Annotated in this window: 25 protein-coding genes and 2 pseudogenes; 15 read left to right on the forward strand and 12 right to left on the reverse strand. The window is 73.0% G+C overall.

Going from position 1 to position 25,698, the window contains the following annotated elements; genetic code table 11:
* Nucleotides 1–3: 3 nt before the first annotated feature.
* Nucleotides 4–1,143, forward strand: a complete 1,140-nt coding sequence (locus ACFXAM_RS13460) for a DUF3103 family protein (RefSeq protein WP_380290582.1) — start codon at nucleotides 4–6, stop codon at nucleotides 1,141–1,143.
* A gap of 105 nt (nucleotides 1,144–1,248) precedes the next feature.
* Nucleotides 1,249–2,022, forward strand: coding sequence for a GNAT family N-acetyltransferase (locus ACFXAM_RS13465; protein ID WP_380290584.1), 774 nt, complete (start codon nucleotides 1,249–1,251; stop codon nucleotides 2,020–2,022).
* Between the two features lie 383 nt (nucleotides 2,023–2,405).
* Here ACFXAM_RS13465 and ACFXAM_RS13470 read toward each other — a convergent pair whose 3' ends face one another.
* Complete coding sequence (locus ACFXAM_RS13470; protein WP_380290586.1) at nucleotides 2,406–2,816, reverse strand: VOC family protein; 411 nt, start codon at nucleotides 2,814–2,816, stop codon at nucleotides 2,406–2,408.
* Nucleotides 2,817–3,329: 513 nt separating this feature from the next.
* Between ACFXAM_RS13470 and ACFXAM_RS13475 the strand changes: the two genes are divergently transcribed.
* Together ACFXAM_RS13475 and ACFXAM_RS13480 are read left to right on the forward strand one after the other, a co-directional pair.
* Nucleotides 3,330–3,797 (forward strand): NUDIX domain-containing protein, encoded by a 468-nt coding sequence (locus tag ACFXAM_RS13475; protein ID WP_380290588.1) that lies wholly within the window; start codon nucleotides 3,330–3,332, stop codon nucleotides 3,795–3,797.
* A gap of 204 nt (nucleotides 3,798–4,001) precedes the next feature.
* The gene (locus tag ACFXAM_RS13480) at nucleotides 4,002–5,189 is read left to right on the forward strand and encodes a glycosyltransferase (RefSeq protein ID WP_380290590.1); all 1,188 of its coding nucleotides are present in this window, start codon (nucleotides 4,002–4,004) and stop codon (nucleotides 5,187–5,189) included.
* A 50-nt stretch (nucleotides 5,190–5,239) separates the two neighbouring features.
* Here the strand turns inward: ACFXAM_RS13480 and ACFXAM_RS13485 are convergent, their stop codons facing one another.
* Together ACFXAM_RS13485 and ACFXAM_RS13490 are read right to left on the reverse strand one after the other, a co-directional pair.
* Nucleotides 5,240–5,809 carry a formyltransferase family protein gene (locus ACFXAM_RS13485; RefSeq protein WP_380290592.1) on the reverse strand — a complete coding sequence of 190 codons (570 nt, stop codon included), beginning with the start codon at nucleotides 5,807–5,809 and terminating at the stop codon, nucleotides 5,240–5,242.
* An 86-nt stretch (nucleotides 5,810–5,895) separates the two neighbouring features.
* Complete coding sequence (locus ACFXAM_RS13490; RefSeq protein ID WP_380290594.1) at nucleotides 5,896–6,189, reverse strand: DegT/DnrJ/EryC1/StrS family aminotransferase; 294 nt, start codon at nucleotides 6,187–6,189, stop codon at nucleotides 5,896–5,898.
* Between ACFXAM_RS13490 and ACFXAM_RS13495 the strand changes: the two genes are divergently transcribed.
* Nucleotides 6,163–6,483 (forward strand): DegT/DnrJ/EryC1/StrS family aminotransferase, encoded by a 321-nt coding sequence (locus ACFXAM_RS13495; RefSeq protein ID WP_380290596.1) that lies wholly within the window; start codon nucleotides 6,163–6,165, stop codon nucleotides 6,481–6,483. The two genes, ACFXAM_RS13490 and ACFXAM_RS13495, sit on opposite strands and share 27 nt — an antisense overlap.
* On the opposite strand, the pseudogene ACFXAM_RS13500 reads toward ACFXAM_RS13495, so the two are convergent.
* From ACFXAM_RS13500 to ACFXAM_RS13510, 3 genes and pseudogenes are all read right to left on the reverse strand, one after another.
* Nucleotides 6,450–7,073: pseudogene (locus tag ACFXAM_RS13500) on the reverse strand (DegT/DnrJ/EryC1/StrS family aminotransferase); the annotation flags it as partial. The gene ACFXAM_RS13495 and the pseudogene ACFXAM_RS13500 sit on opposite strands and share 34 nt — an antisense overlap.
* Nucleotides 6,974–8,011, reverse strand: coding sequence for a dTDP-glucose 4,6-dehydratase (rfbB, locus tag ACFXAM_RS13505; RefSeq protein WP_380290598.1), 1,038 nt, complete (start codon nucleotides 8,009–8,011; stop codon nucleotides 6,974–6,976). The pseudogene ACFXAM_RS13500 and the gene rfbB, both read right to left, overlap by 100 nt.
* A complete protein-coding gene (locus ACFXAM_RS13510; protein ID WP_380290600.1) occupies nucleotides 8,008–8,493 on the reverse strand; it encodes an ATP-binding protein in 486 nt (161 codons plus the stop codon). Before ACFXAM_RS13510 ends, rfbB begins: the two co-directional genes overlap by 4 nt.
* 147 nt (nucleotides 8,494–8,640) lie before the next feature.
* Here ACFXAM_RS13510 and ACFXAM_RS13515 point away from each other — a divergent pair.
* From ACFXAM_RS13515 to ACFXAM_RS13525, 3 genes and pseudogenes are all read left to right on the forward strand, one after another.
* Nucleotides 8,641–8,844 (forward strand): annotated as a pseudogene (locus ACFXAM_RS13515) (multiprotein-bridging factor 1 family protein); the annotation flags it as partial.
* A complete protein-coding gene (locus ACFXAM_RS13520; protein WP_380290637.1) occupies nucleotides 8,845–9,474 on the forward strand; it encodes a DUF5753 domain-containing protein in 630 nt (209 codons plus the stop codon).
* Nucleotides 9,467–9,670 (forward strand): DUF397 domain-containing protein, encoded by a 204-nt coding sequence (locus ACFXAM_RS13525; protein ID WP_380290602.1) that lies wholly within the window; start codon nucleotides 9,467–9,469, stop codon nucleotides 9,668–9,670. Before ACFXAM_RS13520 ends, ACFXAM_RS13525 begins: the two co-directional genes overlap by 8 nt.
* Before the next feature lie 66 nt (nucleotides 9,671–9,736).
* Here ACFXAM_RS13525 and hrpB read toward each other — a convergent pair whose 3' ends face one another.
* Both hrpB and ACFXAM_RS13535 read right to left on the reverse strand, forming a co-directional pair.
* Nucleotides 9,737–12,247 (reverse strand): ATP-dependent helicase HrpB, encoded by a 2,511-nt coding sequence (hrpB, locus tag ACFXAM_RS13530; RefSeq protein WP_380290604.1) that lies wholly within the window; start codon nucleotides 12,245–12,247, stop codon nucleotides 9,737–9,739.
* 4 nt (nucleotides 12,248–12,251) lie between these two features.
* Complete coding sequence (locus ACFXAM_RS13535; RefSeq protein WP_380290606.1) at nucleotides 12,252–13,106, reverse strand: class I SAM-dependent methyltransferase; 855 nt, start codon at nucleotides 13,104–13,106, stop codon at nucleotides 12,252–12,254.
* Nucleotides 13,107–13,525: 419 nt separating this feature from the next.
* Here ACFXAM_RS13535 and rpsA point away from each other — a divergent pair, with 419 nt between their 5' ends.
* The 4 genes from rpsA (at nucleotide 13,526) to coaE (ending at nucleotide 18,785) form a co-directional block, all read left to right on the forward strand.
* The gene (gene rpsA / locus ACFXAM_RS13540) at nucleotides 13,526–15,016 is read left to right on the forward strand and encodes a 30S ribosomal protein S1 (protein ID WP_350543883.1); all 1,491 of its coding nucleotides are present in this window, start codon (nucleotides 13,526–13,528) and stop codon (nucleotides 15,014–15,016) included.
* Nucleotides 15,017–15,248: 232 nt separating this feature from the next.
* Nucleotides 15,249–17,492 (forward strand): MMPL family transporter, encoded by a 2,244-nt coding sequence (locus ACFXAM_RS13545; RefSeq protein ID WP_380290609.1) that lies wholly within the window; start codon nucleotides 15,249–15,251, stop codon nucleotides 17,490–17,492.
* 24 nt (nucleotides 17,493–17,516) lie between these two features.
* Nucleotides 17,517–18,158, forward strand: a complete 642-nt coding sequence (locus ACFXAM_RS13550) for an MBL fold metallo-hydrolase (RefSeq protein WP_380290611.1) — start codon at nucleotides 17,517–17,519, stop codon at nucleotides 18,156–18,158.
* A gap of 33 nt (nucleotides 18,159–18,191) precedes the next feature.
* The gene (gene coaE / locus ACFXAM_RS13555; RefSeq protein ID WP_380290613.1) at nucleotides 18,192–18,785 is read left to right on the forward strand and encodes a dephospho-CoA kinase; all 594 of its coding nucleotides are present in this window, start codon (nucleotides 18,192–18,194) and stop codon (nucleotides 18,783–18,785) included.
* Here the strand turns inward: coaE and ACFXAM_RS13560 are convergent.
* Nucleotides 18,769–19,500 (reverse strand): hypothetical protein, encoded by a 732-nt coding sequence (locus ACFXAM_RS13560; RefSeq protein ID WP_380290615.1) that lies wholly within the window; start codon nucleotides 19,498–19,500, stop codon nucleotides 18,769–18,771. The two genes, coaE and ACFXAM_RS13560, sit on opposite strands and share 17 nt — an antisense overlap.
* 77 nt (nucleotides 19,501–19,577) lie before the next feature.
* Here ACFXAM_RS13560 and ACFXAM_RS13565 point away from each other — a divergent pair, with 77 nt between their 5' ends.
* Nucleotides 19,578–20,519: a LysR family transcriptional regulator gene (locus ACFXAM_RS13565; RefSeq protein WP_380290617.1), complete on the forward strand. Its 942-nt coding sequence runs from the start codon at nucleotides 19,578–19,580 to the stop codon at nucleotides 20,517–20,519.
* On the opposite strand, the gene ACFXAM_RS13570 is transcribed toward ACFXAM_RS13565, so the two are convergent.
* Entirely contained in the window at nucleotides 20,471–20,878 is a 408-nt protein-coding gene (locus tag ACFXAM_RS13570) for a hypothetical protein (protein ID WP_380290619.1), read from the reverse strand. The two genes, ACFXAM_RS13565 and ACFXAM_RS13570, sit on opposite strands and share 49 nt — an antisense overlap.
* 79 nt (nucleotides 20,879–20,957) lie before the next feature.
* Nucleotides 20,958–22,631: an alpha/beta hydrolase gene (locus ACFXAM_RS13575; RefSeq protein ID WP_380290621.1), complete on the reverse strand. Its 1,674-nt coding sequence runs from the start codon at nucleotides 22,629–22,631 to the stop codon at nucleotides 20,958–20,960.
* Nucleotides 22,632–22,852: 221 nt separating this feature from the next.
* Between ACFXAM_RS13575 and ACFXAM_RS13580 the strand changes: the two genes are divergently transcribed.
* Nucleotides 22,853–23,323 carry an SsgA family sporulation/cell division regulator gene (locus ACFXAM_RS13580; RefSeq protein ID WP_380290623.1) on the forward strand — a complete coding sequence of 157 codons (471 nt, stop codon included), beginning with the start codon at nucleotides 22,853–22,855 and terminating at the stop codon, nucleotides 23,321–23,323.
* 110 nt (nucleotides 23,324–23,433) lie between these two features.
* Complete coding sequence (locus ACFXAM_RS13585) at nucleotides 23,434–24,525, forward strand: RCC1 domain-containing protein (protein WP_380290625.1); 1,092 nt, start codon at nucleotides 23,434–23,436, stop codon at nucleotides 24,523–24,525.
* Between the two features lie 105 nt (nucleotides 24,526–24,630).
* Here ACFXAM_RS13585 and ACFXAM_RS13590 read toward each other — a convergent pair.
* Nucleotides 24,631–25,698: hypothetical protein (locus ACFXAM_RS13590; RefSeq protein ID WP_380290627.1), on the reverse strand; the 1,068-nt coding region annotated here is incomplete at its 5' end.

Here is a 25,698-nt window from a genome sequence, read left to right on the forward strand (position 1 = left end):
CTCATGTCCCAGTCCCGCCTGCGGCGCGCCGTTGTCGCGCTGACGGCCCTGCCCTTGCTCGCGCTCGGCGCGGGCCAGGCCGTGGCCGCCGCCCCCGCCCCTGCCTCCGCCCCCGTTCCCGCCGTTCGCGCGGACGCCTCCCCAGTGACCGCGATCGAGGACGGGATCGCCCGCACCCTGGCCACCTCCCTCGCCGACCCCGCCCTGCGCGAGCGGCTGCGCAGCGCGACCGCCTCCGCCCCGGCCTCCGCCTCCGCCGAACTCGCCGCGCTGGCGGCCGGCTTCCCGGGCCTCGCCGCCGCCACCGCCCAGGGGGACCGCGCCATCGCCGCCGCCAAGGGCCTCGGCGGCGACCTGGGCCCGCTGCTGCGCGTGCAGTTGGCCGACCCGTCGATGCGGGCCGCCCTGGACGCCGGCGCCGCGCCGCTGGTGGCCACCGCCGGCACCGACGAGCACGCCCGCACCGTCCGCGCCTACGACACGGCCGGCCGGGCGCACGCCCTGAACGCCGCCACCCTGCCCACCCGTCCGGTCTACCTGGTCGACATCGACACCGCCAAGGCGAGCGCGGCCGGAGTCGACCTGCTCCAGCGGGAGTTGGCCGCTCAGGGGGCAGCCCCGGCCACCCCCGCCCCCGCCGCCGCGCAGGCCGCCGGCTGGTGGGGTACCAAGATCACCTCCGTCGAGGTGAACGACGACGAGGAGCCCTGGTTCAAGGGCGCCGCCGAGATGTTCAGCCTGGTGAGCGGCTTCGGCCAGGACGGCAAGGTCCGGGTCGACTCGGTCGCCATGCCGTACCTCCAGTACGACGGCACCGTGTACTACCCCAACCAGATCCTGGTGAACTGGTCGAACTACAAGTACAACCTGGCCGACGTCGTGCTGATGGAGGACGACGGCGACACCAACTACCTGGCCCTCGCCCAGGCGATCGCCGCCGTCCTGCTCACCATCGCCGACCAGGGTGCCTACATCCCGCTGGTCAACGCCGTCCTGGCGGCGCTGCCCTCCAACTGGTGGACCGACGACCCGGACTACGTGGAGTCCTGGTACACCCTCGCCCGCACCAGCACCGGCCGCCTCAACGGCGCCCGCGGCAACGGCTGGATGACCGTCGAGCCGTACTGGGTCGGCCAGCTCTGACCCCCGGCCGGGCCGGTGTGGCAACGCGCCGCGCCGGCCCGGCCCGGTCGGCCCGCGGTTGATCAACCCGTGTCAAGTAGGCACGTTCGTACTACCGTGGGCCCAATGACAACGGATCACATGTCGACCGGCCGGACCGCCTCCCTGGCCGGGGCGCCGACGCTCCAGGCCCGCAACTCCGCCGCCTTCTGGACCGCCACCGGCGTGTCCCGGGGCCACGACGTGATCCGGCGCCGCGGGTTCCTCGCCGTCCACGGCGACGAGCGGGCCGGCGGGCGGATCCTGATCCAGGAGCCCGACCTCGACCCGGGCGAGGTCGCCGAGGTGGGCGAACTGGTCCGCCGGGCCGCCGGACCGGTGGTCGTCGAGGATCCGTTCGGCTCGACGGACCTGGGCCACCTGGGCCTGCGCACCTGGCAGATGCCGATCATGCTGCGCCTGCCCGGCCCCGTCGAGGCCCCGGCACTGGACGTGACCCGGGCGCGGCGGCCCGAGGACCTCCGGGCGGCCGAGCGGATCGTGATCGAGGGCTTCGAGCTCGACAGCTTCGAGCCCCACCGCGCGGGTGAGCTCTTCCCGCCGACGCTGACCGAACAGCCGGGCGTGGACGTGTTCATCGCCTCGGTCGACGGCGTGCCCGCGGGCGCCGGCGTGAGCGTGGTGGCCGACGGCCTCGCCAGCCACTACTGGATCGCCACCTCGTCCGCCTTCCGCTCCCGCGGCGTCGGCCGCGCCGTCATGCTCGGCGCCCTCGCCCACATCGCGGACCTCCCCGCCACCCTCACCGCCTCGAAGCTGGGCCGCCCCCTGTACGAGTCCCTGGGCTACACGGTCGCCGCCCCCTCGACCTGGTGGGCCTCGCCGTCCGGGACGGCGTAGCGGCGGAGCCCGTCGGCCCGCCCGCATCGCCGTGCCCCGGCCGACTTTCCGTGCACGGGTGGCAGCGTGGGGCGGGCATCGCAGGGTGCCTCGGGGCGTCGCCGTTCGGGGTGCGAGGCTGCTCCGGAGGGGACCGGGACGGGACGGGGTGCGTGGTGGAGGCGACCGGCTCGCCGCAGACGGTGCCCGGCCCCGCCCCCGAGCGCAACCGTTCCTGGGCTTCCACCACGAGCGCCGAACCGCTCCGCAGGGGCGGAACGGTGGGAGGACGCCGCCCGGGCTGTCGGGCCGGCGCTCGGGATCGAACCACCGCAGTCGACCGGGCCCTGAACCGTCAGCGGACAAGTATCGAAGGATCGGCAGCCGACTTCACCGAAGCCGCGTCAGTCGCGCTCGGGCCAGATCGGCCCCTGGTCGGTCCAGATGACGCCCTTGTTGCGGCACAGGCAGAAGGGGTGGCCGATCGGGTCGGTGTAGATCTGCCAGCCGTAGCCGTCGGGGCCGATGAAGTCCTGCCTCAGCGTCGCGCCGAGGTCGAGGACGCGGCGCTGCTCGGACGCGATCTCGTCCACTTCGAAGTCGAGGTGGAACTGCTTGGGGTGCTCGATGTCGGGCCACTGCGGAGCGCGGTAGTCGTCCACCCGGATGAATGCCAGCTCGATCTCGCCGAACTGGATGCCGGCCCAGTCCTCGGAGCTTCCTTCCTTGATCGGACGGCCCGTCACCTCGGAGTAGAAACCCGCCAGCTTCATGGTGTCCGGGCAGTCGATAATGAAATCGGTGAGTCGCAGCATCCCGTGATCTTGCCACAAGCCCACGCCCGACTTCGAGACAGACTCTGAGCGGCTCCGCCGGGGGGCGGGAACAGGGATTTCCTGGTGGATCCGCCCCCGGACCCCGTTCGCCTCGGAGGGGGGCTTTCGGGCGGCGAGAGGGAGGGCAGGGGAGGGGGCGATGAGGGCCCGGACGAACTTGCCCATACTTCCCGCGCGGGGGCAGCAGCCCCAGCGCTCGGCGAGCTCGTCGACGAGGAAGAGGCCGCGTCCGTGCTCGTCGTCGTCGGGGCGGCGGAGTCGAGGGTGGGGCGGCCTACCGATCGGAGGCACCGGCCTCGCTGTGGCGTCAGCTGACAAGGGGGCGACCCGGGAACTCGCGTTCGCCGGGTAGAGTCGGCCACGACGCTCCGATGATGCATGTCAGGCGGGCTCAGGACGACGGCGTCTTCGATCGCTTCGGAGGCCACGTCGAGGACTTGTGGGAGAAGGGCCGCGACGTGTGGACCATCCCGCTAGCAGAGGTGGCGGATCATGCCCAGGCGTGACTACGAGGACGACCTCGACGCCCCCGCGGCCAACTCCCTCGTCCCGGCCGCGTCCGTGGTCGTGGTCGACGACGCGGGCCGGGTTCTTCTCCAGCGACGTACCGACAACGGCATGTGGGCGCTGCCCGGCGGCAGGATGGACATCGGCGAGTCGCTCGCCGGGTGCGGGGTGCGCGAGACGCGCGAGGAGACCGGCATCGACATCGAGATCACCGGGATCGTCGGCACCTACACCGACCCCCGGCACGTGTTCGCCTACGACGACGGCGAGGTCCGCCAGGAGTTCTCGATCTGCCTCCTCGGCCGCCCACTCGGCGGGGAGTTGCGGGTGTCCGACGAGTCCCACGAGGTGGCGTGGTTCAGCCCGGCCGAAACGGACGGGCTGCCGATGGTGTCGAACATCCGCAGGCGGCTGGCCGACTGGCGCTCCGGGGCGATCCCCGTCGTGCGTTAGCCACCGGTCGTCGTCCGGCTCCTGGCGTTGGTGCGATCGACCGTGTTCGGGCTGCCGCGGGAGGTGTCGCGGACGTGCCCTCGATGAGGTGAAGCTGACTGCGGCATTGCACAGTTCGCGCGCCGATGGCGAGGACGGTGTCCTGCTATCGTCCGCAGTGTTCGGACGCCGCTTTCCAGGCATGAACGGATGGGGAGTTCCTCTGTGACCAGCGATGCCGTCGGCCGCCACCCGGAGCGAGCCTTCCGGCTGATCGTGACGGGCGGCGGAACGGGCGGTCACACTTACCCGGCGCTCACCGCGGTGCGCACCGCGCGGGCGAGGCTCGCCGCTGTCGGCCGGGCGCTGGACGTGCTGTGGGTCGGCACGGCGGACAGCTTGGAGTCCCGTGTCGCGGCGGGTGAGGGGATCGAGTTCACCGCGGTCGCCACGGGGAAGATCCGGCGCCACCGGAACCCGATCAAGATGGTCTCCCCTGCGAACGTGCGGGACATGGCGCGTGTGCCGCTCGGTGTCGCCCAGGCCCGCGCAGTGCTCTCCCGGTTCCGCCCGGACGTGGTGCTGGCCACGGGCGGATACGTCGCGGTTCCGGTGGGCATCGCCGCTTCGCTGTGTCGTCGCCCGCTGGTCGTCCACGAGCAGACGGTGCGCCTGGGCCTGGCCAACCGAACGCTCGCAGGACGGGCGGCACGCATCGCGGTGTCCTCCGAGTCCACGCTGCCGCTGCTGCCCGAGGCGGTCCGCTCGCTTGCGGTCGTCACCGGCAATCCGGTGCGGCCCGAGGTGCTGACCGGTGATGCGGACAAGGCGATCCAGGCTCTTGGGCTGCACGGCTTCCGCCGTGACCTGCCGACGGTGTACGTCACCGGCGGCGCGCAGGGCTCGGAGCAGATCAACGGACTGGTGGCCGACGTTCTGCCCCGGTTGCTGGCCAGTGCCAACGTGGTCCACCAGTGCGGCCCGGCGAACGCCGAAGCCCTGCGGGCCCGCGCTGCGGCTCTTCCCCCGCATCTGGGGTCCCGGTATCTGCTCACCGGGTTCGTCGGTCCCGAACTGCCAGATGTCCTCGCACTGGCCGATGTGGTGGTCTCCCGCAGCGGGGCAGGCACGATCGCGGAGCTGACGGCGCTGGGCAAGGCCTCGGTTCTCGTTCCCCTCGCCAGCTCGGCCGGCAACGAGCAGGCCCACAACGCCGGGCACCTGCACGATGCCGGGGCCGCGGTCGCGCTCCTCGGCGATGTGACGGCGGAGCGCCTCCGTGTGGCGGTCGACCCACTGCTGACCGACGCCCACCACCGTGCGGGCATGGCGGAGCGCGCACGCTCCTACGGCCGGCCGGATGCCGCTGACCGGCTGGTGGACCTGGTTCTGGCGGCCGCCGTCGCACACTGACGGCCGGCCACCGGAGCCCGGGACGGGGCTTGCCCCGGGCTTCGGTGTGCTCAGGCACCGTGGACGCTGCTCCCGTCTGCGGATTCCGCCCGCGTCCAGTTGCTGCGTTCGCCGAGGCCGGCGTTGTCGCGGCTGAAGTGGGTGACCGCCGCAGATGTCTCCTGCGGTCGGGGCACGATGTGCTCCAGCTTGGGCAGCGTGTCCGAGATGAGCAGCCGCCCGTGTTCCATGGCTCGCCGCCACACGTCCTTGACCTCGTCCACGTCCGGCCAGATGGAGAAGACCGCTTCGGCGAGGATCGGCCCGGAGTCGATCCCGGAGTCGATGACGTGGATCGTGATGCCGTGCAGGTACTCGCGATTGCGCAGCGCCCAGTTGACCGGCCGCACGCCCCGGTAGCCGGGCAGACGGCCAGGATGGCAGTTGATGATGTGCTCGGTGGCGTCGATCAGCTCAGGGCCGATGAGTTTGTCGTAGAGAACGCTGAACACCAGGTCGCAGCGGCCCGGCTCCAGGTCCCGCCAGTCGCCCGAGCGTAGGACGCGGGTGGCCGGCCAGCGCTCGGTGACGTAGTCGGACAGCCGCATGTCCCAGTCCGGCTCGACCGCGTTCGGGATCACCGTGTCCAGTGTGGTGCCGGTCAGAGCGGCGATCGTCTCGCACGCATGCGCGGCGAGGGCCCCATTCCCGAGGACGGCCGCGCGCCTCACCGTTCGTTCCGGGTGGCGCGCTTGAGGGCGGTGGCGACGTGGTGGACGTCGTCCTCGGTCATGTGCTGGTGGAACGGCAGCGACAGGATCTCCCTCCCGAGCTGTTCGGTGACCGGAAGGCTTCGCCGCCACTGAGCGAAGGCGAGCTGGAGGTGGTTGGGCGGGTAGTGGACGCCGACTGCGATTCCTGCGGCGAGCATCGGCTGCGGCTGCTCGGCGTCGTCGCCTCGCAGGCCGAACGGCAGGCCGCCACGTCCTATCGTGTGGAGGGATTCGGCCTGCGCTACCAACTGTCCTCGATCAACGCGGCGATCGGGCTGGCCCAGCTCCCCGGGTTCAAGACCACCGAGGTCAAGCGTCAGCGGCTGTGGCGGGCCTACCGTACGGCCCTGCACGGCGCCAAGGGCATCACCCTGGTGGACGTGGACGTGGACCACACGGTGCCGCACCTGTGCGTGGTGCGGGTCGCCGACCGGGAAGTGGTCTTCCGACGCCCGCCCTGGCCGCACGTCAGGTTCTTGACCGGACCGAAGGAGAAGCACGTCAGATCTCCGGTGCCGCCGACCCGGGCAGGACCGCTGTAGGAGCCGAAGGCGTGGGCTGCGTCCTCGATGACGGCGATGCCCTGCCGGTCGAGCGCGCTTCGAATGCCGGAGAGGTCAATGGCCCGGCCGCCGAACAGAACGGGCATCACGGCCCGGGTGGCGGGGGTGATCGCCTCCGCCACCGCGTCCGGCTCGACGCACAGGGTGTGGGGGGCGACCTCGATGAAGCGGGGTGCGGCACCGCAGGCCAGGATCGCCTGGATGGTCGCGCAGAACGTCAGCGAGGGGACGACCACCTCGTGCCCGGCGCCGATGCCCGCCGCCAGGAGCGCGGTGTGCATCGCGGCGGTGCCGGAGGTGACGGCAACCGCGTCCGGAACGCCGAGGAACGCGGCGACCTTCCGCTCGAATGCCTCGGTGACCTCGGTGTGTCCGTACTGGCCGGCCGCAAGCACGCGGGCCACCGCCTCGGCCTCCTGGCCGTGGAGGAAGGGGGTCGCGTTGCGCCGGTACTCGGGGGCGCTGCTGTTCAAGGCATTGTCCGTTCCGTTGTCGCGAGCGGGGAGTTCACACGGGATGGTGGAAGGGCTTGGGGGGCCTCGGTGGGGGTGCGCAAGAGCGGCGCCCACCGGTCGGGGTTGTTCCGGTACCAGTCGGCGGTCTCCACGAGGCCGTTCACCAGGTCCTTGCCGGGCTGGTAGCCGAGGGCAGCGGTCTTGGACCAGTCCATGGCGTAGCGCAGGTCGTTGGCGGCCCGGTCAGGGATGTAACGCACCTGGTCCCAGTCCGCGCCGAAAATCTGCAGAAGGATGCCGGTCAACTCCTTGCTGGACAGGTCGGTGCCGCCGCCGATGTTGTAGACCTCGCCGGGGGTGCCGTCGCGGAGCACGAGTTCGATGCCGTGGCAGTTGTCCTCGACGTGGAGCCAGTTGCGCACGTGCTGGCCGCTTCCGTGGAGGGTGAGTTCCTGACCCTTGAGGAGGCGGGTGATGAAAAGCGGGATGATCTTTTCGGGGTGCTGGCGCGGCCCGTAGTTGTTGGAGGAGCGGGTCACGCACACCGGTACGTCGAAGGTCTGGAAGTAGGACAGCGCCACGAGGTCGCTGGCGGCCTTCGACGCGGCGTATGGCACGCTCGGCCGCACCGGGTCCGATTCAACGGCTTGACCAGTCGTCAGCGGCCCGTAGACCTCGTCGGTGGATACGTGGACGAAGCGGCGGATGTGGGTCTTCCTGGCAGCCTCCAGGAGCGTGTATGTGCCCAGGACGTTGGTGGAGAGGAAGTTCCCCGTGTCGAAGAAGGACCGGTCCACGTGCGACTCGGCGGCGAAGTGGACGATTGCGGTGTGCTCCTGGGCGAGCCGTTCGACCAGCAGGGTGTCGAGGACGTTGCCGGGGACGAACGCGAGTTTGGGCGACAACATCGCCTCGCCCAGGTTCTCCACGCTCCCGGCGTAGGTGAGGGCGTCGAGCACGGTCACCTGGGCCACATCGTCACACCGCAGCAGCCGCCTGGCGAAGTGCGAGCCGATGAAGCCCGCACCTCCGGTGATCAGTACCTTGTTCATGCCTGGACCTTTCGTCCGTGGTGGTCTCGGGGGCTGGGGGTGGTGGACAGGAGTTCGCCGGCGGTGGTGGTGAGGGAAGGCGCGATGAGGACCCAGATGAACTTGCCGATGCCACCGGCTCGCGGGCAGCAGCCCCAGCGCTCGGCGAGCTCGTTGACGAGGAAGAGGCCGCGTCCGTGCTCGTCGTCGGGGGAGGGGGAGCGCAGGGACGGGCGGCCGCTGCCGGCGTCGTGGACTTCGAGGCGCAGGCGGGAATTGATGAGGGTGAAGCGGATCTCGATGAGGCGGTCGCTGGGGGCGTCGCAGTGCTGGACGGCGTTGGCGAACAGCTCGCTGAGGAGGAGTTCGGCGATGTCGGAGTAGTGGTCGCCGGTCGGGAGGGCGGCGAGGTAGGCGCGGAGCAAGTGCCTGGCGAGCTGGTTGGATTCGGTTCGCGAGTCGAGGCGGGCGGCGAACGTGCGGGGGTGGCGGGAAGCGGGCATGGCGGAGCACCTCGGTGGGGGTGGGATGGAGGGGCGTCAGGCGTCGCTTCGGTGTGTAGCGATGTGACTACCCGGCGCATCCACTGTGCTCTAGGATCTGGAGGTATTCAACTTGTCGATGCTGTTTGATTGGTATGGTGAATCGCCTTGAACAAGAGGGAACTTGATCCTCAGGGCTCCCCGGCGGCCGAGTTTGGGGCGCTTGTCCGCAGCTCGCGAGAGCAGCGAGGGTGGACCCAGGAGCACCTTGCGGGGCTGGTCGGGTGTACGTCGTCACACATCTCCGCCCTTGAAAATGGTCGTAGAAAAGCAACTCGACGAATTTCAACACAACTTGACAGAGCATTTGGTTTGGAGCGGCAGTTCCTGACGGAGTGGAGCAGGTCGGGTCGGCGCATCCTGTTCGAGGGCTTCGAGGAGTACCTGTGCGATGAGTCGAAGGCTGTGGCGATGCGGCTGTTCGAGATCAACATCGTTCCGAGCCTCGTGCAGACCCCCGCGTACATCCGGGCGTATCAGGGGGCGCTGGTCGGTCGGGGTGTCGCAACGCAGCAGCAGGCTGATGAGCGAACGGAGTTGCTACTCCACAGGCAACAGCTCCTCGTTGGTGATCCCGCACCACTCATTCACGCGGTCATAGACGAAGGGGCGCTGCGGCGATCCATCGGAAGCCGCGAAGTCATGGTCGAGCAACTGCGGCACCTTGAGTCCCTTGCGGCTCGGCCTCGCGTTCTTGTGCAGGTCAGCCCGTTCACGCTGGGCGAGGTCAGGCCGTTTGCGCACCCAATTACGTTGCTGACCATGCAGAACAGGTCCATGGTTGGCTACGGGGAGACACAGAAGCGGGGCTTCCTCGAACGCGATCCGGAGACGCTGGCCGGGTGGGCCAGTGAGTACGATCACCTTCAGGTGGAGGCGTTGTCGCGGGCGGCGAGCATCGAGTTCATTCGAGAAGTGCGGAAGGGTTTTGATCATGGATGACCTGCGCGGCACCGCTTGGCGCAAGAGCTCGTACAGTGCCCAGCAGGGGCAATGCGTCGAGGTGGCGATCGGGTCGTCGGGCCGGGTGCCAGTCCGTGATTCCAAGGACCCGGAGGGCCCGGCACTGGCCTTTTCCGCCTGCGCGTGGCAGTCGTTCCTTGCGGGCGTTCGCGTCGGCGAGTTCGGCGAGGTTTGACGCAATCCACGAGTCGTCCGAGGCCCCGCCGCTCATGCTTTGGGCGGCGGGGCCTTCTCTTGAGGGCTACTTCCGGGCGTTGGTGCGCTTGGTGGGCTCTGCCGTCGTCGGGTCTTCGGGCCAGGGGTGGCGGGGGTAGCGGCCTCTCAGATCTGCGCGGACGGCGGGGTAGCCGTTGTGCCAGAAGGACGCCAGATCTCCTGTGATGGCGGCGGGGCGGCCGGCGGGGGAGAGGAGGTGGATGGTGAGGGGGATTCTTCCGGCGGCCAGGGCCGGGGCGGCCTTCCAGCCGAAGAGTTCTTGCAACTTCACGGCCAGCACCGGGCGGTCGGTGGTGTAGTCGACTCGGATCTTCGATCCACTGGGGACAGCGATGCGTTCGGGGGCGAGTTCGTCCAAGCGGCCCGCCTCGCCGGTGGACCAGGGGAGGAGGCGTTGGAGGGCGGCTGTCGTATCAATGCGGGCCAGGTCGGATCGGCGGCGGGCGCGGGAGAGTTCGGGTTCCAGCCACTCGTCGGCGCGGTCGAGGAGCGCCTCGTCGCTGACGTCGGGCCAGGGGGCTCCGATAGCGCCGTGGAGGAAGGCCAAACGCTCGCGGAGGTTGGAGGGGAACGTCAGGAGGGTGCTGATGCCCTCGCGGCTGAGGCCTTCCAGGAGAGCGGCGCGGACGAGGGCGCGGTCGGGGTTGGTGAGTGGCTTCTCGGCGAGTTCGATGGCGCCGAGGGACTCCACCCGGCGGGAGACGACTTCGCTGCGCCGGGTGTCCCAGTGGACTTCGGCGCGGTCGGACAGCAGGGGTGCTCCGGCTTGGCGGGCGGTGTCCTCATCGAGGGCGGCGGCGTGCAGGACCCGGGCGGAGGGGGAGCCGGCCGGGCGGTCGGCGACCGCGACGGCGAGCCAGGGGAGGGAACCCAACGCCGTGCCGGGGGCGAGTTCGGCCGCTGTCCCCGAGGCCATCAGGTAGGGGCTGCGCTCGCCCGGGGCGGGCCGCTCGACCCGGGCGCGTGCGATGCGTTCGGGGAAGGCGAGGGCGACGACGAGGCCGACGGCGGTGGTGTCCGGGAGCTGAGTGACGGGTTCGGATCCCGTGGCTCGCAAGAGGCGGCGGACTTCGTCGCGCCAGCGGCCCGCGTACGGGTCCCGCGCGGTGCGGACGGTGCGCAGGACGGCGGCGAGGTCGTCCCCCAGAGCACGCGGCGGTTCCTCGGACAGCAGGGCGACCACCTCGGCGGTCCGGTCGGCGCCGACCAGGGGCGCGCCGTCGACGAGGGCGCGGGCGAGGCGGGGGTGCAGGCCGGTGCGGGCGAGGCGGGTGCCGCGCGGGGTGGCCCGCCCGTCCGGGGAGACCGCCCCGAGGGCGAGCAGGGTCTCCCGGGCCGCAGCCATCGCCCCCGCCGGGGGCCGGTCGGGCAGCGCGAGTCCGGTGGCGTCCGGGTCGCCCCAGCAAGCGGCCTGGAGGGCGAAGGACGTCAGGTCGGCGAGCGCGATCTCCGGGGTGGGGAAGCGGGCGGCGAGGGCGTCCTCGGCCTCCGCCCAGCAGCGGTAGACGGTGCCCGGGGCCTCGCGCCCGGCGCGGCCGGCCCGCTGGCGGGCGGCGGCCAGCGAGGCGCGGACGGTGACCAGGGCGGCGAGTCCGCGCGCGTGGTCGGTGCGCGGTTCGCGGGCGAGCCCGGCGTCCACCACGACCCGCACGCCGGGCACGGTGAGCGAGGACTCGGCGACGGCGGTGGCCAGGACGACGCGGCGCCGGTCGGACGGCGTGAGCGCGGCGTCCTGCACGGCCTGCGGGGCGCGGCCGTGCAGTTGGAGCACCTCGGCGGGCACGCCGGCGAGCTGTCCGGCGACCCGGGCGATCTCGCCGACGCCGGGCAGGAAGCAGAGCACGTCCCCGTCGCGCTCGCCCAGAGCCCGCCGCACCACCGCCGTGACGTGGTCGAGCAGCGCGAAGTCCACCCGGGTGCCGTGCGCGGGCCGGACGGCGCGCGGCGGCGGCGCCCACACCACCTCGACCGGGTGCGAGACGCCGTGCGCCTCGACGACCGGCGCGCCGCCCAGGAGTTCCGCCCAGGCGGCGGTGTCGGAGGTGGCGGAGGCGCAGACGATCCGCAGCTCGGGCCGCAGGGCGGCGCGCACGTCGAGCAGGAAGGCGAGCGCGGTGTCGGCGTCCAGGTGCCGTTCGTGGCACTCGTCGAGCACGACGACGTCGACCCCGGGCAGCTCCTGGTCGCGCTGGAGCCGCTGGAGCAGCACGCCGGTGGTGACCACCTCGACGACGGTGTCCGGCCCGACGCGCCGCTCGCCGCGCACGGTGTACCCGACCTCGCGGCCCACGGACGAGCCGAGCAGCCAGGCCATCCGCCGGGCGGCGGCCCGGACCGCGAGCCGGCGCGGTTCGGCCACCAGCACGCGCCGCACGGGGCCGGAATCCAGCAGCCCGGCCAGGGCGAGCGGCACCAGGGTGGTCTTGCCGGTGCCGGGCGGCGCGGCGAGGACGGCGGTGCCGGGCCCGTCGAGCGCCTCGTGCAGCGCGGGGAGGGCGGTGCGGACGGGCAGGTCGCGCCAGGCCGGGTTCAGCAAGGGGTCAGCCCCGCTCGGTGACGAAGATCGCGGTGCCGGGGATGAACCGCCCGCGCAGCGGCGACCAGCCGCCCCACTCCTGCTCGTGCCCGTCCGGCCACTCGGGCTCGACGAGGTCGAGCAGCCGGAAGCCGGCCGCGACGAGTTCGCGGACCCGGTCGCCGAGGGTGCGGTGGTGCTCGACGTAGGTGGCGCGGCCCTGCTCGTCCTCCTCGACGTAGGGGGTGCGGTCGAAGTAGGACGCGACGGCGGTGAGGCCCTCGACGCCCGGCTCGTCGGGGAAGGCCCAGCGGATCGGGTGGGTGACCGAGAAGACCCAGCGCCCGCCGGGCCGCAGCACCCGGTGGACCTCGCGCATCAGGGCGGCGGTGTCGGCGCTGAACGGGACGGCGCCGTAGGCGGAGCAGGCGAGGTCGAAGGAGGCGTCGGCGAAGGGCAGCACGGCGGCGTCGGCCTGGACGACCGGGACGGGTGCGGCGCCGCGGGCGAGGTCGATCCGCAGCGAGTGCTGGAGCTGGCGGTGCGAGATGTCGAGGGCGACCGGGCGGGCGCCGCGGCCGGCCAGCCAGCGCGAGCACTGGGCGGCGCCGGCGCCGATCTCCAGGACGGTGCGGCCGGTGACGTCGCCGAGCAGCCGGGCGTCGGCCTCGTCGAGGCCCTCGGGGCACCAGGTGAACCGGTCGTCGCCGAGGAACGCGCCGTGTTCGTCCTGGTACTCGTCGGCGTTGCGGTCCCACCAGTGGCGGCTGGCGCGGCTGCTCTCGCCGGTTCCGGCGGAGCGCCTTACCGCGTCGTCGCCGTCCTCGTCAAGATCAATGGGGTCGGGGAGGGGGGTGCCGGTCACGGTGAGAAGGCCCATCGCGTAGGGTGTCGTCTGCGGAAGCGCCGCTGCCGTGAACCGGTCCGAGAGGTCCGGTGTCCCGGCGGTGGCATCCGGGGAAAGGGTCCTCCCTGCGGCCGCCACCCATCGAGGTGCGCAATCGGAGGATATGGCCTGTTCCATACCGGGCTCCACCGTCTTGCCGTTCTTGGCGTTGACCGTGCCTGGCCGTCCCCGTATGCTACAAGTTGCGCTGCGGGCCTGCGCGCCTCGGACGGAGCAGGTCGCGCTCGCATCTGTCGAAGACCCCACGGTCGCAAGACGGACGCCGATCTCCCGTTGCCACGGGAATCCCGGTGCTCCGTGTTCTTGGCTGTCCGGCTTTCGGTGGGAGCGATACGGGCCCTCCGCGTGGCATTACCTACGACTTTCATGTCCGTACCGGAGCCCTTTTCCTAATGACGAGCCCCACCGACTCCTCCCTCAGCACCACCCCGCAGGTCGCGCTCAACGACATCGGCGACGCCGAGGCGTTCCTGGCCGCGATCGACGAGACCATCAAGTACTTCAACGATGGCGACATCGTCGAGGGCGTCATCGTGAAGGTCGACCGTGACGAGGTCCTCCTCGACATCGGTTACAAGACCGAGGGCGTCATCCCGTCCCGCGAGCTGTCGATCAAGCACGACGTCGACCCGCACGAGGTCGTCGCCGTCGGCGACAACATCGAGGCCCTGGTTCTCCAGAAGGAGGACAAGGAGGGTCGTCTCATCCTGTCCAAGAAGCGCGCTCAGTACGAGCGTGCCTGGGGCACGATCGAGAAGATCAAGGAAGAGGACGGCATCGTCACCGGTACCGTCATCGAGGTCGTCAAGGGTGGTCTCATCCTCGACATCGGCCTCCGTGGCTTCCTCCCGGCCTCGCTCGTCGAGATGCGCCGCGTCCGCGACCTCCAGCCCTACGTGGGCAAGGAGCTCGAGGCCAAGATCATCGAGCTGGACAAGAACCGCAACAACGTGGTCCTGTCCCGCCGTGCCTGGCTGGAGCAGACCCAGAGCGAGGTCCGCCAGACCTTCCTCACCACCCTGCAGAAGGGCCAGGTGCGCTCCGGCGTCGTCTCCTCGATCGTCAACTTCGGTGCCTTCGTGGACCTGGGTGGCGTCGACGGTCTGGTCCACGTTTCCGAGCTGTCCTGGAAGCACATCGACCACCCGTCCGAGGTCGTCGAGGTCGGCCAGGAGGTCACCGTCGAGGTTCTCGACGTCGACATGGACCGCGAGCGTGTCTCCCTGTCGCTGAAGGCGACCCAGGAGGACCCGTGGCAGCAGTTCGCCCGTACCCACCAGATCGGCCAGGTCGTCCCGGGTAAGGTCACCAAGCTGGTTCCGTTCGGTGCGTTCGTCCGCGTGGACGAGGGCATCGAGGGTCTGGTCCACATCTCCGAGCTGGCCGAGCGCCACGTCGAGATCCCGGAGCAGGTCGTCCAGGTCGGCGACGAGATCTTCGTCAAGGTCATCGACATCGACCTTGAGCGTCGTCGCATCAGCCTCTCGCTGAAGCAGGCCAACGAGGCGCTGGGTGCCAACCCGGCCGAGGTCGAGTTCGACCCGACCCTGTACGGCATGGCCGCGTCCTACGACGACCAGGGCAACTACATCTACCCGGAGGGCTTCGACCCCGAGGCCAACGACTGGCTGCCGGGCTTCGAGAAGCAGCGTGAGGAGTGGGAGCGGCAGTACGCCGAGGCCCAGGCCCGCTTCGAGCAGCACCAGGCCCAGGTCATCAAGAGCCGCGAGGCCGACGCGGAGGCCGCTGCCGAGGGTGGCGACGCCGTCGCCGCCGCTGCCGGTGGCTCCTACTCGTCCAGCAGCGACGAGGGCTCCGGCGCCCTGGCCTCGGACGAGGCTCTGGCCGCCCTGCGCGAGAAGCTGGCCGGCGGCCAGAGCTGAGGCTCTGCCCCGCTGGTGCGTGACTAGCGCATAGCGTCACCGATGAACCCCGCTCGGTTTCCGAGCGGGGTTCATTGTTTTTCGACCTTCATTATTTGTTCTTTATCAGGCGAATTTTTGTGATGAGGGGCTCATTGCATACCTATGGGTGATTCGGTGAATCGCGCCTACCTTGGGAGGAGTTGCCCGATGGGCCGCTCACCCGGCCCCGCACGCTAGGCACCCCCCGCACATGAGCCCTCGCTCCGCCGTGTCCTCCGCTGCCTCCGCCCCTCGCTCCGCCGACCAGCAGGTCGGCGGGCGCCTCGCCGCCCTCGGCCGGTTCTGCTACCGGCAGCGACGCTGGGTGCTCGGCTTCTGGGCCGTCGTGCTGGTGATAGGCGTGCTGATCGGCGGGCGGGTCTTCGAGGACTCGGTGGCCGGCGCCTCCTCCGCCTCCTCCGAGGCGGACCGCGGCAGCGCCGTCGTCACCGCCGCCGACCCGGCCAGGGGCACCGTGACCGCGGTGGTGGACGGCCGGCCGGTGGACGACGCGGCCGTCCGGGACGCCGTCACCCGGGCCACCGCCGAGATCGCCGCCCTGCCCGGGGTCTCCTCGGCCGCCGACGCCTACGGCCCCGGCCCGGGCGCCGCCGCGCTCCGCTCGGCCGACGGCACCGCGAGCCTGGTCTCGGTGCGGATGTCCGACACCAGCACCTCCGCCCAGACCACCGCCGTCACCCAGCGGCTTTCCGCCATTCAGAGCGACGTCCGGGCCGAGGGCGGAAAGGTGACCGTCGGCGGGGACCTGGTGCTCCAGGACGAGGTCAAGAAGCAGACCGAGAAGGACACCCGCTTCGGCGAGATCGTCACCCTGCCGCTCACCCTGATCGTCATGGTGCTGGTCTTCGGCGGCCTGGCCGCCGCCAGCCTGCCGGTGATCGGCGCCGTGGCCTCGGTCGGCGGCGCGCTGCTGGCCATGTTCGGATTCAGCCGGATCATGGACATCGACACCAGCGTGCTGCCCATCGCCACCGTGCTCGGCCTCGGCCTGTCGATCGACTACGCGCTGCTCATGGTCAACCGCTTCCGCGAGGAACGCGGCCACGGCGCGACGATCGCCGCCGCCGTCGAGCGGACCGCCGCCACCGCCGGGCGCACCGTCGCCTTCTCCGGACTGACCGTGGCCGTCGCGCTCTCCGGCCTGTTCGTCTTCACCAGCCCGGTGCTCGCCGCCGTCTCGGCGGCCGGGGTGAGCGTCGTGGTGATCGCGGTCGCCGCCGCGCTCACCCTCATCCCCGCGCTGCTGGGCTTCGCCGGGAGCCGGATCAAGGCACCCACGGCGCCCGTCCCCGACGAGGGCTTCTTCAGCCGGACGGTGCGCCGGGTCGGCAAGCGGGCGGTGCCCGTGGCGCTGGTCTGCACGGCGCTGCTGATGGCCGCCGGCGCGCCGTTCCTGCACGCCGACATGCGCAACTCCGGCGCCTCCGTGCTGCCCGCCTCCTCGGCCGGCCGGCAGGTCGCCGAGACGATCGACCAACGCTTCCCGCAGGCCTCCGCCGCCCCGATCACGGTGGTGGTGGAGAGCGGCGCCGCCGTGGCCCAGGCCTACGCGGACGACGTGGTGGCCCAGCTGCCGGGCGTCAGCGGCGTGCGCGCCGTCACCCCCGTGAGCGACACCGTCTCCACCATCGACGTCCTGGTGCACGGCGACCCGCAGGGCGGGCAGGCCAAGCAGGTGGTGAAGGAGTTGCGCGCCGACCGCGGCGGGCTCACCACCGAGGTGACCGGCGGCGCGGCCTCGGTGGTCGACTTCCAGGACGAACTGCACACCCGCGGGCCGATCGCGCTCGGCCTGGTCGCCCTCGGCACCCTGATCCTGCTGTTCCTGATGACCGGCTCGGTGGTGATGCCGGTCAAGGCGCTGTTGATGAACCTGCTCTCGCTGGGCGCCTCGCTCGGCGCGCTCACCCTGGTCTTCCAGGACGGCTGGTTCAGCGGACTGCTCGGCTTCAGCCCGACCGGCGGTCTGGAGACGTTCATCCCGGTGCTGGTGTTCGCCTTCGCCTTCGGCCTGTCGATGGACTACGAGGTCTTCCTGCTCGCCCGGATCAAGGAACTGCGGGACAAGGGTCACAGCTGCACCCGGTCGGTGGAGCTGGGCGTCCAGCGCAGCGGGAGGATCATCACCTCGGCGGCGCTGCTGATGGTGATCGTCTTCGCCGGCTTCGCACTCGGCGACATGCTGATGGTCAAGCAGATGGGCATCGCCCTGGCCGTCGCCGTGGCGGTCGACGCCACGCTGGTGCGCTGCCTGCTGGTGCCCGCCGCGATGAGCCTGTTCGGCGAGTTCAACTGGTGGGCGCCGGCCCCGCTGCGCCGGCTGCACGACCGGTTCGGGCTGAGCGAGCACGTGGAGCTGCCGACGATCGCACCGGCGGTGCTGCCCTCGCCGCGGCCCGTCGCGGAGAAGGAGCTGGCCGCCACCGCGCCGTAGCGGTTCGGGAGTACCGTGCGAGGCATGCGGATCACCAAGTTCGGACACGCCTGCGTACGCCTGGAGCACGGGGGGACGACGGTCGTCGTCGACCCCGGGATGTTCACCGACCCCGCCGTCCTGGCGGGAGCGGACGCCGTGCTGATCACCCACGAGCACGCCGACCACTTCGAGGAGGCCCCGCTGCGGGCCGCGCTGGAGGCGGACCCGGCGCTGCGGGTGTGGACCAACCCGGATGTCGCCCGGAAGCTGGAGGGGGTGGCCCGGCGGGTGACCGCGGTCGGGGAGGACGACGCCTTCGACCTCGGCGGGATCGGCGTCACGGTGCACGGCGAGTGGCATGCGGTGATCCACCCGGAGATCCCCCGGGTGCGCAACGTCGGGTTCCTCTTCGACGGGCGGCTGTTCCACCCCGGGGACGCGCTGACCGTGCCGCCGCAGCCGGTGGACACCCTGCTGCTGCCGATCGCCGCGCCCTGGACCAAGGTCGCCGAACTGGTCGACTACGTGCGCGAGACCGGGCCGCGGCAGGCGGTTCCGGTGCACGACGCGGTGCTCAGCACGGCCGGCCTGGCGGTGCACACCCGTCTGGTCGGCCCCGGCGGGCCGGGCACCGGGGCGGAGCTGCGCACCCTGGGCGAGGGGGAGAGCCTCGACCTGGGGTGACCGCGCGGTGGGGTCCGCCGGTAGCCTGGCGCCATGCTGAAGATCGGACTGACGGGCGGCATCGGCGCGGGCAAGAGCGAGGTGTCGCGGCTGCTCGCCGCCCACGGCGCGGTGATCGTGGACTCCGACGTGATCGCCCGCGAGGTGGTCGCCCCCGGTACCGCGGGCCTGGACGCGGTGGCCGCCGAGTTCGGCGAGGGCGTGCTCGCGGCGGACGGCTCGCTGGACCGGCCGGCGCTCGGCGCGATCGTCTTCGCCGACCCGGAGCGGCTGCGGGCCCTGAACGCGATCGTCCACCCGCTGGTCCGGGCGCGGTCCGCCGAGCTGGAGGCGGCGGCCGCGCCGGACGCGGTGGTGGTGCACGACGTCCCGCTGCTCGCCGAGAACGGGCTCGGTCCGCTCTACGACCGGGTGATCGTGGTCGACGCGGCGGACGAGGTGCGGGTCGAGCGGCTGGTCCGGCTGCGCGGCATGACCGAGCAGGAGGCCCGGGCCCGGATGGCCGCCCAGGCGAGCCGGGCCGACCGGCTGGCGATCGCCGACCTGGTGATCGACAACAGCGGCCCGCTGGAGGAGCTCGCGCCCAGGGTGGCCGAGGTGTGGGAGCGGCTCACCGCCGGGCGCTGACGGCGTCCGCCGCGCGCACCGCGGCGGCGGCGAAGGCGCGGATCATCGGATGGGCCCGGGTGCCGTCGCCGGCCAGCTCCGGCTGGAACAGCGAGGCCAGGAAGAACGGGTGCGTCTCGGCGGGCAGCTCCAGGATCCGCAGCGCCCCGGTCTCGTCGGTGCCGCTGAAGCGCAGGCCCTCCGCGCTCAGCCGCTCCCGGTAGGCGTCGTTCAGCCCGTACCCGCAGTGGTAGCGCTCCACCGTGCGCGGTGCGCCGAGGACGCGTTCGGCCAGCGAGCCGGGCGTCACGTGCACGGCGCCCTCGTGGCCCACCAGGGAGCAGCTGAGCGGCACGATCACGAGGTCCGCCTCGCCGGGGTCGTTCTCGCCGTGCGCGGCGCCGCCGATGCCGCAGACGTTGCGGGCGTACTCCAGCACCGCGTGCTGGAAGCCGGCGCAGGTGCCGAGGAAGGGGATGCGCCGCTCGCGGGCGGTGCGCACGGCGGCGACCGCGCCGTCCTCGCTGCGGTACGGGCTGCCGGGGAGCAGCCAGACGGCGTCGAAGCCGTCGAGCGCGCCGGGGGCGGCGGCCTCCTCGGTGGGGATCCAGTAGGCGTCCAGGACGAGCTGGTCGCGCTCGGCGAGCGCGTCGAGCAGGGCCGGGACGCGGGTGTGCGAGCGGACGGCGGTCGAGCGGTCGCCGACCAGGGCGAGGCGGGGGGTCGGGTGCGTCATGCGGCTATCCTGACCGCCGGCGCGGGATCAGCGCCAACGATGATTTCTTACTCCCCGATCAGTGGACGTGATGGCGCGTGGAGCCGCAGCAGTTGCGCACCTTCGTCACCGTGGCCCGGCTGGGCTCGTTCTCCGAGGCGGCCCGCGTGCTCGGCTACACCCAGTCCGCCGTCTCCCAGCAGATCGCCGCGCTGGAGACGGACCTCGGCACGGCGGTGCTGCACCGCCGTCCGGTCGGTCCGACCGGGGCGGGGGCGCGGCTGCTGGAGCACGCCTCCGCGCTGCTGCTGAGGATCGACGCGGCACGGGCCGACATCGCGCGCCTGGCGGGTGCCGCGAGCGCCCGCCTCACCGTCGGGGCCACGCCGTTGGCGCTCGGGGCGCAGGTGGGGCGCGCGCTCGCCGAGGTGCGCCGGGTGCATCCCACGGTGGACCTGACGGTGCGGGTGGTCGCCCTGGACGACCTGCCCGCCGAGGTCGCCACCGGCGCCGTGGACCTGGCGCTCGTCGACGGCCCGGCCGCTCCGTCCGATCCGCTCCCGCTGCCCGACGTGGGCCCGCTCGCCACCGTCGCGGTCGCGGAGCAGCCGCTGGCCGTCGCCCTGCCGGCGGACCACCCGCTGGCCGGGCGCAGCGGGCTCGCGCTCGCCGACCTGTCCGCCGCCCGCTGGCTGGACGCCCCCGGGCTGGCCCCGGGCGGCGCCCGGTTGCGGGCCGTGACCGCCGTCGACGGCTTCCGGCCGGCCGCCCGCTACCTGGGCACCGACGTCCGCGGGCTGCTGGCCCTGGTCGCCGCCGGGCACGGGCCGGTGCTGCTGCCCGCCGCCGCCCTGGCGGGCGCGCCGGGCGTGGTGGCCGTTGCGGTCCGGTCGCCCCGGCTGGTGCACCGAACCGAACTCGTCCACGGCGCCCTGCCGGAGGGGCCGGCCGCGTTGCTGGCCCGTCTGCTGACCGGGGACCCGGACGGGGATCAGCCGACGATGCGGGCGCCGGGGCAGCAGGGGCCGTCGACCCGGTAGCAGACGTAGCGCAGACAGCCCAGGCAGACCGAGATGTTCTCCAGCCGCCAGCTCTGGCCGTGGCAGGTGCAGTCGGCGCGTTCGCGCAGCAGTTCGTCCCAGCCGTCGGCGCCCCCGTTGGCGGCGAAGGCCGCGGCGACGTACGCGGTGGTGGCCGGGTCGTCGTCGGCGGTGCCGCGCCGGGTGGCGTCCAGGTGCCAGCAGTAGAGGGCGAGCAACGCCCGTCCGTCGACCAGGCGGTAGCCGGCCCGGCCGTCGTCCTCCCAGGCCCGGACCAGCCGGGTGACCCGTTCGGGGAACGGGTGCGCGCGGTCGAGGAGGCAGCGGTTGCCCTGCAGCCGTGGCGGGTTGGCGGTCATGTGGTCCCCTTTCCGGGGCCCACGGTAGGGCGTGGCGCAGTGAAGTCCCCGACCGGGGTGGGAGGTTGGTGACGGCTTGTTACGTGCAGGTGGTGCCGTCGGCGGGCACCACGCCGTCCAGGAAGTACTGGTCGACGGCCTGTTTGAGGCAGACGTTGCCGGTGTCGTAGCCGCCGTGGCCCTGGCCGCGCAGGGTGACGGTCACTCCGACGCCGGCGCCGAGGCCGTGCGCCATGGCGCGGGCCCCCTCGTACGGGGTGGCCGGGTCGCCGGTGTTGCCGATGACCACGATCGGCGGCGCGCCGGGGGCGCTGACGTCGGGGTGGTCGGTGAGGCCGGCCACCGGCCAGCCCGCGCAGGCGGTCAGCCCCCAGGCGGCGAAGTCGCCGAACACAGGCGAGGCCTGACGGAACGCCGGGAGCTGCTCCTGCACCTGCGCGGCGGTGTAGCGCTGCCGGTCGTCGACGCAGCTGATGGCCCGGTTGGCGGCGAACAGATTGCTGTAGCGGCCCTGGGCGTCGCGGCCCACGTAGGCGTCGGCGAGGGCCAGCAGGGTGGTGCCGGCGCCGCCCTCCAACGCCTCCTGGAGGCCGACGGCCAGGGCGTTCCAGCTCGCCTCGCTGTAGAGCGCGGCGGCGATCCCGGTGACGGCGAGGTCCTGGGTGAGCGTGCGGCCGCCCTCGGCGGGCAGCGGGGCGGCGTCCAGGCCCTGGAGGAGGGTGGTGATCCGCCGGGTGCCCTGCGCGCCGCCCGGGCCGGTCGGGCAGGCCTCGCCCGCCTGTTCGGCGCAGGCCGTCATGAAGTTCTCCAGGGCGAGCTGGAAGCCCTTGGCCTGGCCGAGCGAGCTCTGCACCGGGTCCTGGGCCGGGTCGACGACGGCGTCCATCACCAGGCGGCCGACGGTGTGCGGGTACAGGTGGGCGTAGACGCCGCCGAGTTCGGTGCCGTAGGAGAAGCCGAAGTAGTGCAGCCTGTCGTCGCCGAGCACCTGGCGCAGCAGGTCCAGGTCGCGGGCGGCCGAGACGGTGTCGACGTGCGCCAGGACGGCGCCGGAGTTGTCCCGGCAGGCGTTGGCGTACGCGGCGGTGGCCTCGGCGAGTGCCCGCACCTCGGCGTCGTCGTCGGGCGAGGCGTCGACGGCGGCCGTGGCGTCGGTGGCGGCGTCGTCCAGGCAGCGCACGCCCGCGCTGTCGCCGACTCCGCGCGGGTCGAAACTCACCAGGTCGTAGCGGGTGTTGAGGTCGGCGTAGTCCTCGGCGAGGGCGGGCAGGGTGGCGACGCCGGAGGCGCCGGGGCCGCCGAAGTTGAAGAGCAGCGAGCCGATCCTCGGCTGGCCGCCGGTGGCCGGCAGCCGGATCAGGGCGAGGTCGACGCTCCGGCCGTCCGGCTCGGCGTAGTCCAGGGGGGCCTTCAGCGTGGCGCACTCCCAGGGCGCGCCCGGGGCCTGGCCGCCGCCCTGGGCGGCGGACGGCGCGGGGCAGGCCTGCCAGCCGGGCCGCTGGCCGGTGAGCGCGGCGGGCAGCGCCGCCAGGGCGGTGCTCGGGGCGGTGCTCGGGGCCGCGCTCGGGGCGGTGGTCGAGGTCTCGGCCGGGGCCGGGGGCGGGGTCGCGCCGGTGGCGGCGGGGGTGGTCGCGGCGGTGGTCGGTTCGACCTTCGCGGAGGCCGCCATGGGCCCGCTCTGGCACGCGGTGAGGCCGCCGGCCAGCGCCGCGGCCAGGCCCAGCGCTCCGGCGCCGCGTACGACAGGGTGCATGGGGGTTCCGTTCCGAGGGCGCCAGGGGTGGTTCCGCCTCGGAAGCCTAGGCCGGGGGCGGGGGGCCCGCCCGCCGGACTGGTCCGTTCCGGCGTCACCCGGGTGACCGGTCCGCGGCGGGGGTTGCCGAAGCCGGGGTGGCTCGTTGTTCCTGCCGTGAGCCCTGACCCTTCCGCCCGTGGCGCTTGTGAAGAATCGATTCTGCACGCCGGGGGGCGGTCATGACGGACGAGCCTCCGCGCGTCCCCGCGCAGCGCGCCGCCGACGAGGGCTGCGCGGTCGCGCTGGACCTCCGGGTCGAGGTCCGGCCCGGCCTGACCCTCGCCGTCCCCGCCCGGCTGCGCTACCGCGCCGCCGACCCGTACGCCGTCGTCCTCGACAGCCACACCGACCTCGCCACCCCGATCAGCTGGGTCTTCGCCCGCGAGCTGCTGGCCGCCGGTCTGCACGCCCCGGCGGGCCTCGGCAGCGTCACCGTCCGCCCCGGCGAGGCCGAACACCCCGGCTCCGTCCTCATCACCCTGATCGGCGAGGGCGGCAGCGTCGTCCTGCGCGCCCCCGCCGACCGGGTCCGCGGCTTCCTGGCCCAGACCGAGCGCCTCGTCCCGGCCGGCCGCGAGCGGACCCGCCTCGACCTGGACGGGCTGCTGCGCCGGCTGCGCGACGGCGGCGCCGCCTCACCCGGGCCGTGAGCACACCCGATTACTGTGGGTGTCTGCTTGGCTACCTGTGGGGCGCGGGGGTCGCGCCGCCATCCGTCAGTGCGGCGCTGCGGCCGCCCATGCACACGCCGGGAGAAGACGTGGCGGACAAACGGCTCAAGGCCTGGGGCAACAACCGGGCCGGTCAGCTCGGCGACGGCTCCTGGGCGGCCCAGCAGACCAGGGCCACCAGCGTGCTCGGGCCGGCCGGCGCCCTGCTCGGGATCGCCGCGGGCGGGACCGGCGCGGCCACGGGGCACGGGCTGGCGCTGCTGGCCGACGGCACCGTGCAGTCCTGGGGCGCCAACGGCTCGGGCCAGCTGGGCGACGGCACGGTCTCCGCCCGTGGCGTGCCCGACCTGGTCGTCAATCTCGGCGACGCCACCCGGGTCGCCGCCGGCGGTGAGCACAGCCTGGCCCTGTGCGAGGACGGCACCGTGGTCGCCTGGGGCCGGAACGCCCACGGGCAACTCGGCAACGGCTCCCACGCCGACAGCTGCGTCCCGGTGCGGGTCAGGCGCCTCGACGAGGTGATCGCGATCGCCGCCGGCCTCCACCACAGCCTGGCTCTGCGCGCGGACGGCACCGTGTGGGCCTGGGGTCACAACGTCAACGGCCAGCTCGGCGACGGCACTTCGACCGCCCGCACCGTCCCGGTCCAGGTCTCCGGCCTGGACGGGGTCACCCGGATCGCGGCCGGCGCCAACCACAGCCTCGCCGTGACCGGCGGGCACGCCGTCAGGGCCTGGGGCTTCAACGCCGCCGGCCAGCTCGGCGACAACACCACCATCAACCGCTACACCCCGGTCCACACCCGGGGCGGCTGGTCCGGCGGGGTCTCCTGGATCGCGGCCGGCTGCCACCACAGCCTGGCCGTCACCGGCGGCGACCGCCGCCTCAGGTCCTGGGGGCAGAACACCTCGGGCCAGCTCGGCGACGGCACCACCACCTTCCGGACCACCCCCGTGGAGGTCCCGGGCCTGACCGGTGTGCGGCGCGCGGCGGGCGGGCGCGAGCACACCGTCGTCCTGCTGGCCGACGGCGCGGTCCGCTCCTGCGGCGGCAACGGCTCCGGCCAGCTCGGCGACGGCGGCACGACCGGCAGCAGCACCCCGGTGGCCACCCGCACCGACCTGGCCCGGGCCGACCGGATCGCCGCCCCGGTCGGCGGCGACTTCAGCCTCGCCCACTGACCGGGGCCCGGCCCGTCGGAGGCCCGGCTGTCCTGACCGCCTGGCCCGCCGGCCGGGGCCTCGCCGTCGGCCCGGACCCCGCCCGCCGGCCGGGGCCTGCGGGGGTCAGCGCCCCGGCGGGGTCTCCGGGCGCAGGGCGCGGACGGCGAACAGCGTGGTGAGGTGCGGCGAGCCGAAGTACAGCGGCACGCTTCCGGTGCGGAAGTAGCCGCCGGCCGGCCAGGAGCCGTCCGGGAGCTGCGCGTCGACGAGCCGCCGGCGCAGCCCGGGCAGGTCCGCGGTGGCGCCCGTGTACTCGCCGGCCAGGACGAGCAGGGCCAGTTCGAGCGGGGTGTCGGCGAACTGGGTGGTGACGTGCTCGACCGCCCGGCGCGCGGGTGCGGCGAGCGCGGGCACCAGGGTGGCGGCCCGGGCGGCGGCGTGCAGGAAGGCCTCGGGGGAGGCGTAGTACCGGGTGCCGGTGCGGGGTCCGGCCAGGTGCTGCTGGACGTGGCGGAGCGTCGCCTCGGCCGCCGGGTGCGGCAACCGGCCCGCGGCGCCGGGCAGATGGAGCGCGAAGAGGATGTTGGCGGCGGTGACGGCGTCGTAGCGCCGGCCGCGCGAGGCCGTCCGGTCGGTGTCCTCCCAGTAGGCCGGTATCGGACCGTCGTCCGGACCGATCCGGGTGTCCAGCAACTCCCGTGCGAACTCGGCCTGCTGGTCCGGTGCGAGCAGCCCGTGCCGGACCAGCCCGGAGATCGCGACCGCGGTGCTGTCGGTGTCGGCGGCGAACGGCACGCCGGGCGGGAACATGCGGAACCGGTGCCGTCCCGGCTCGCGGTGGCGGGCGGCCTGCTCGGCCAGCGCGGCCACCAGCTCGCGTTCCTCGGGCCGTTCGCTGCCGGGCCGCAGCAGCGCGAGGCCCCACATCGCGGAGAACCCCTCGTGGTCGGGGTCGAACCCGAGGTCCACCCCGTGCGTGACCAGCAGGCGCCGGCGGGCGTCGGCGCCGCTGAGCGGTGCGCGCAGCTCCGGGTCGACGCCGGGCCTGGCGGACGGCAGGCCTTCGGGCCCCAACGCCCCGTGCAGGAAGCCCAGTCCGCGCCCGACGGCGGCGTCCCACGCTGTTTCCTCGGCGGACATCGCGTCCCGTCCCCTCTCGTTCCCCTGCTCCACAGGCGGGCCGCCCGGCAC

Origin of the sequence: Kitasatospora sp. NPDC059462, assembly GCF_042749955.1 — a bacterium.
GTDB lineage: Bacteria > Actinomycetota > Actinomycetes > Streptomycetales > Streptomycetaceae > Kitasatospora.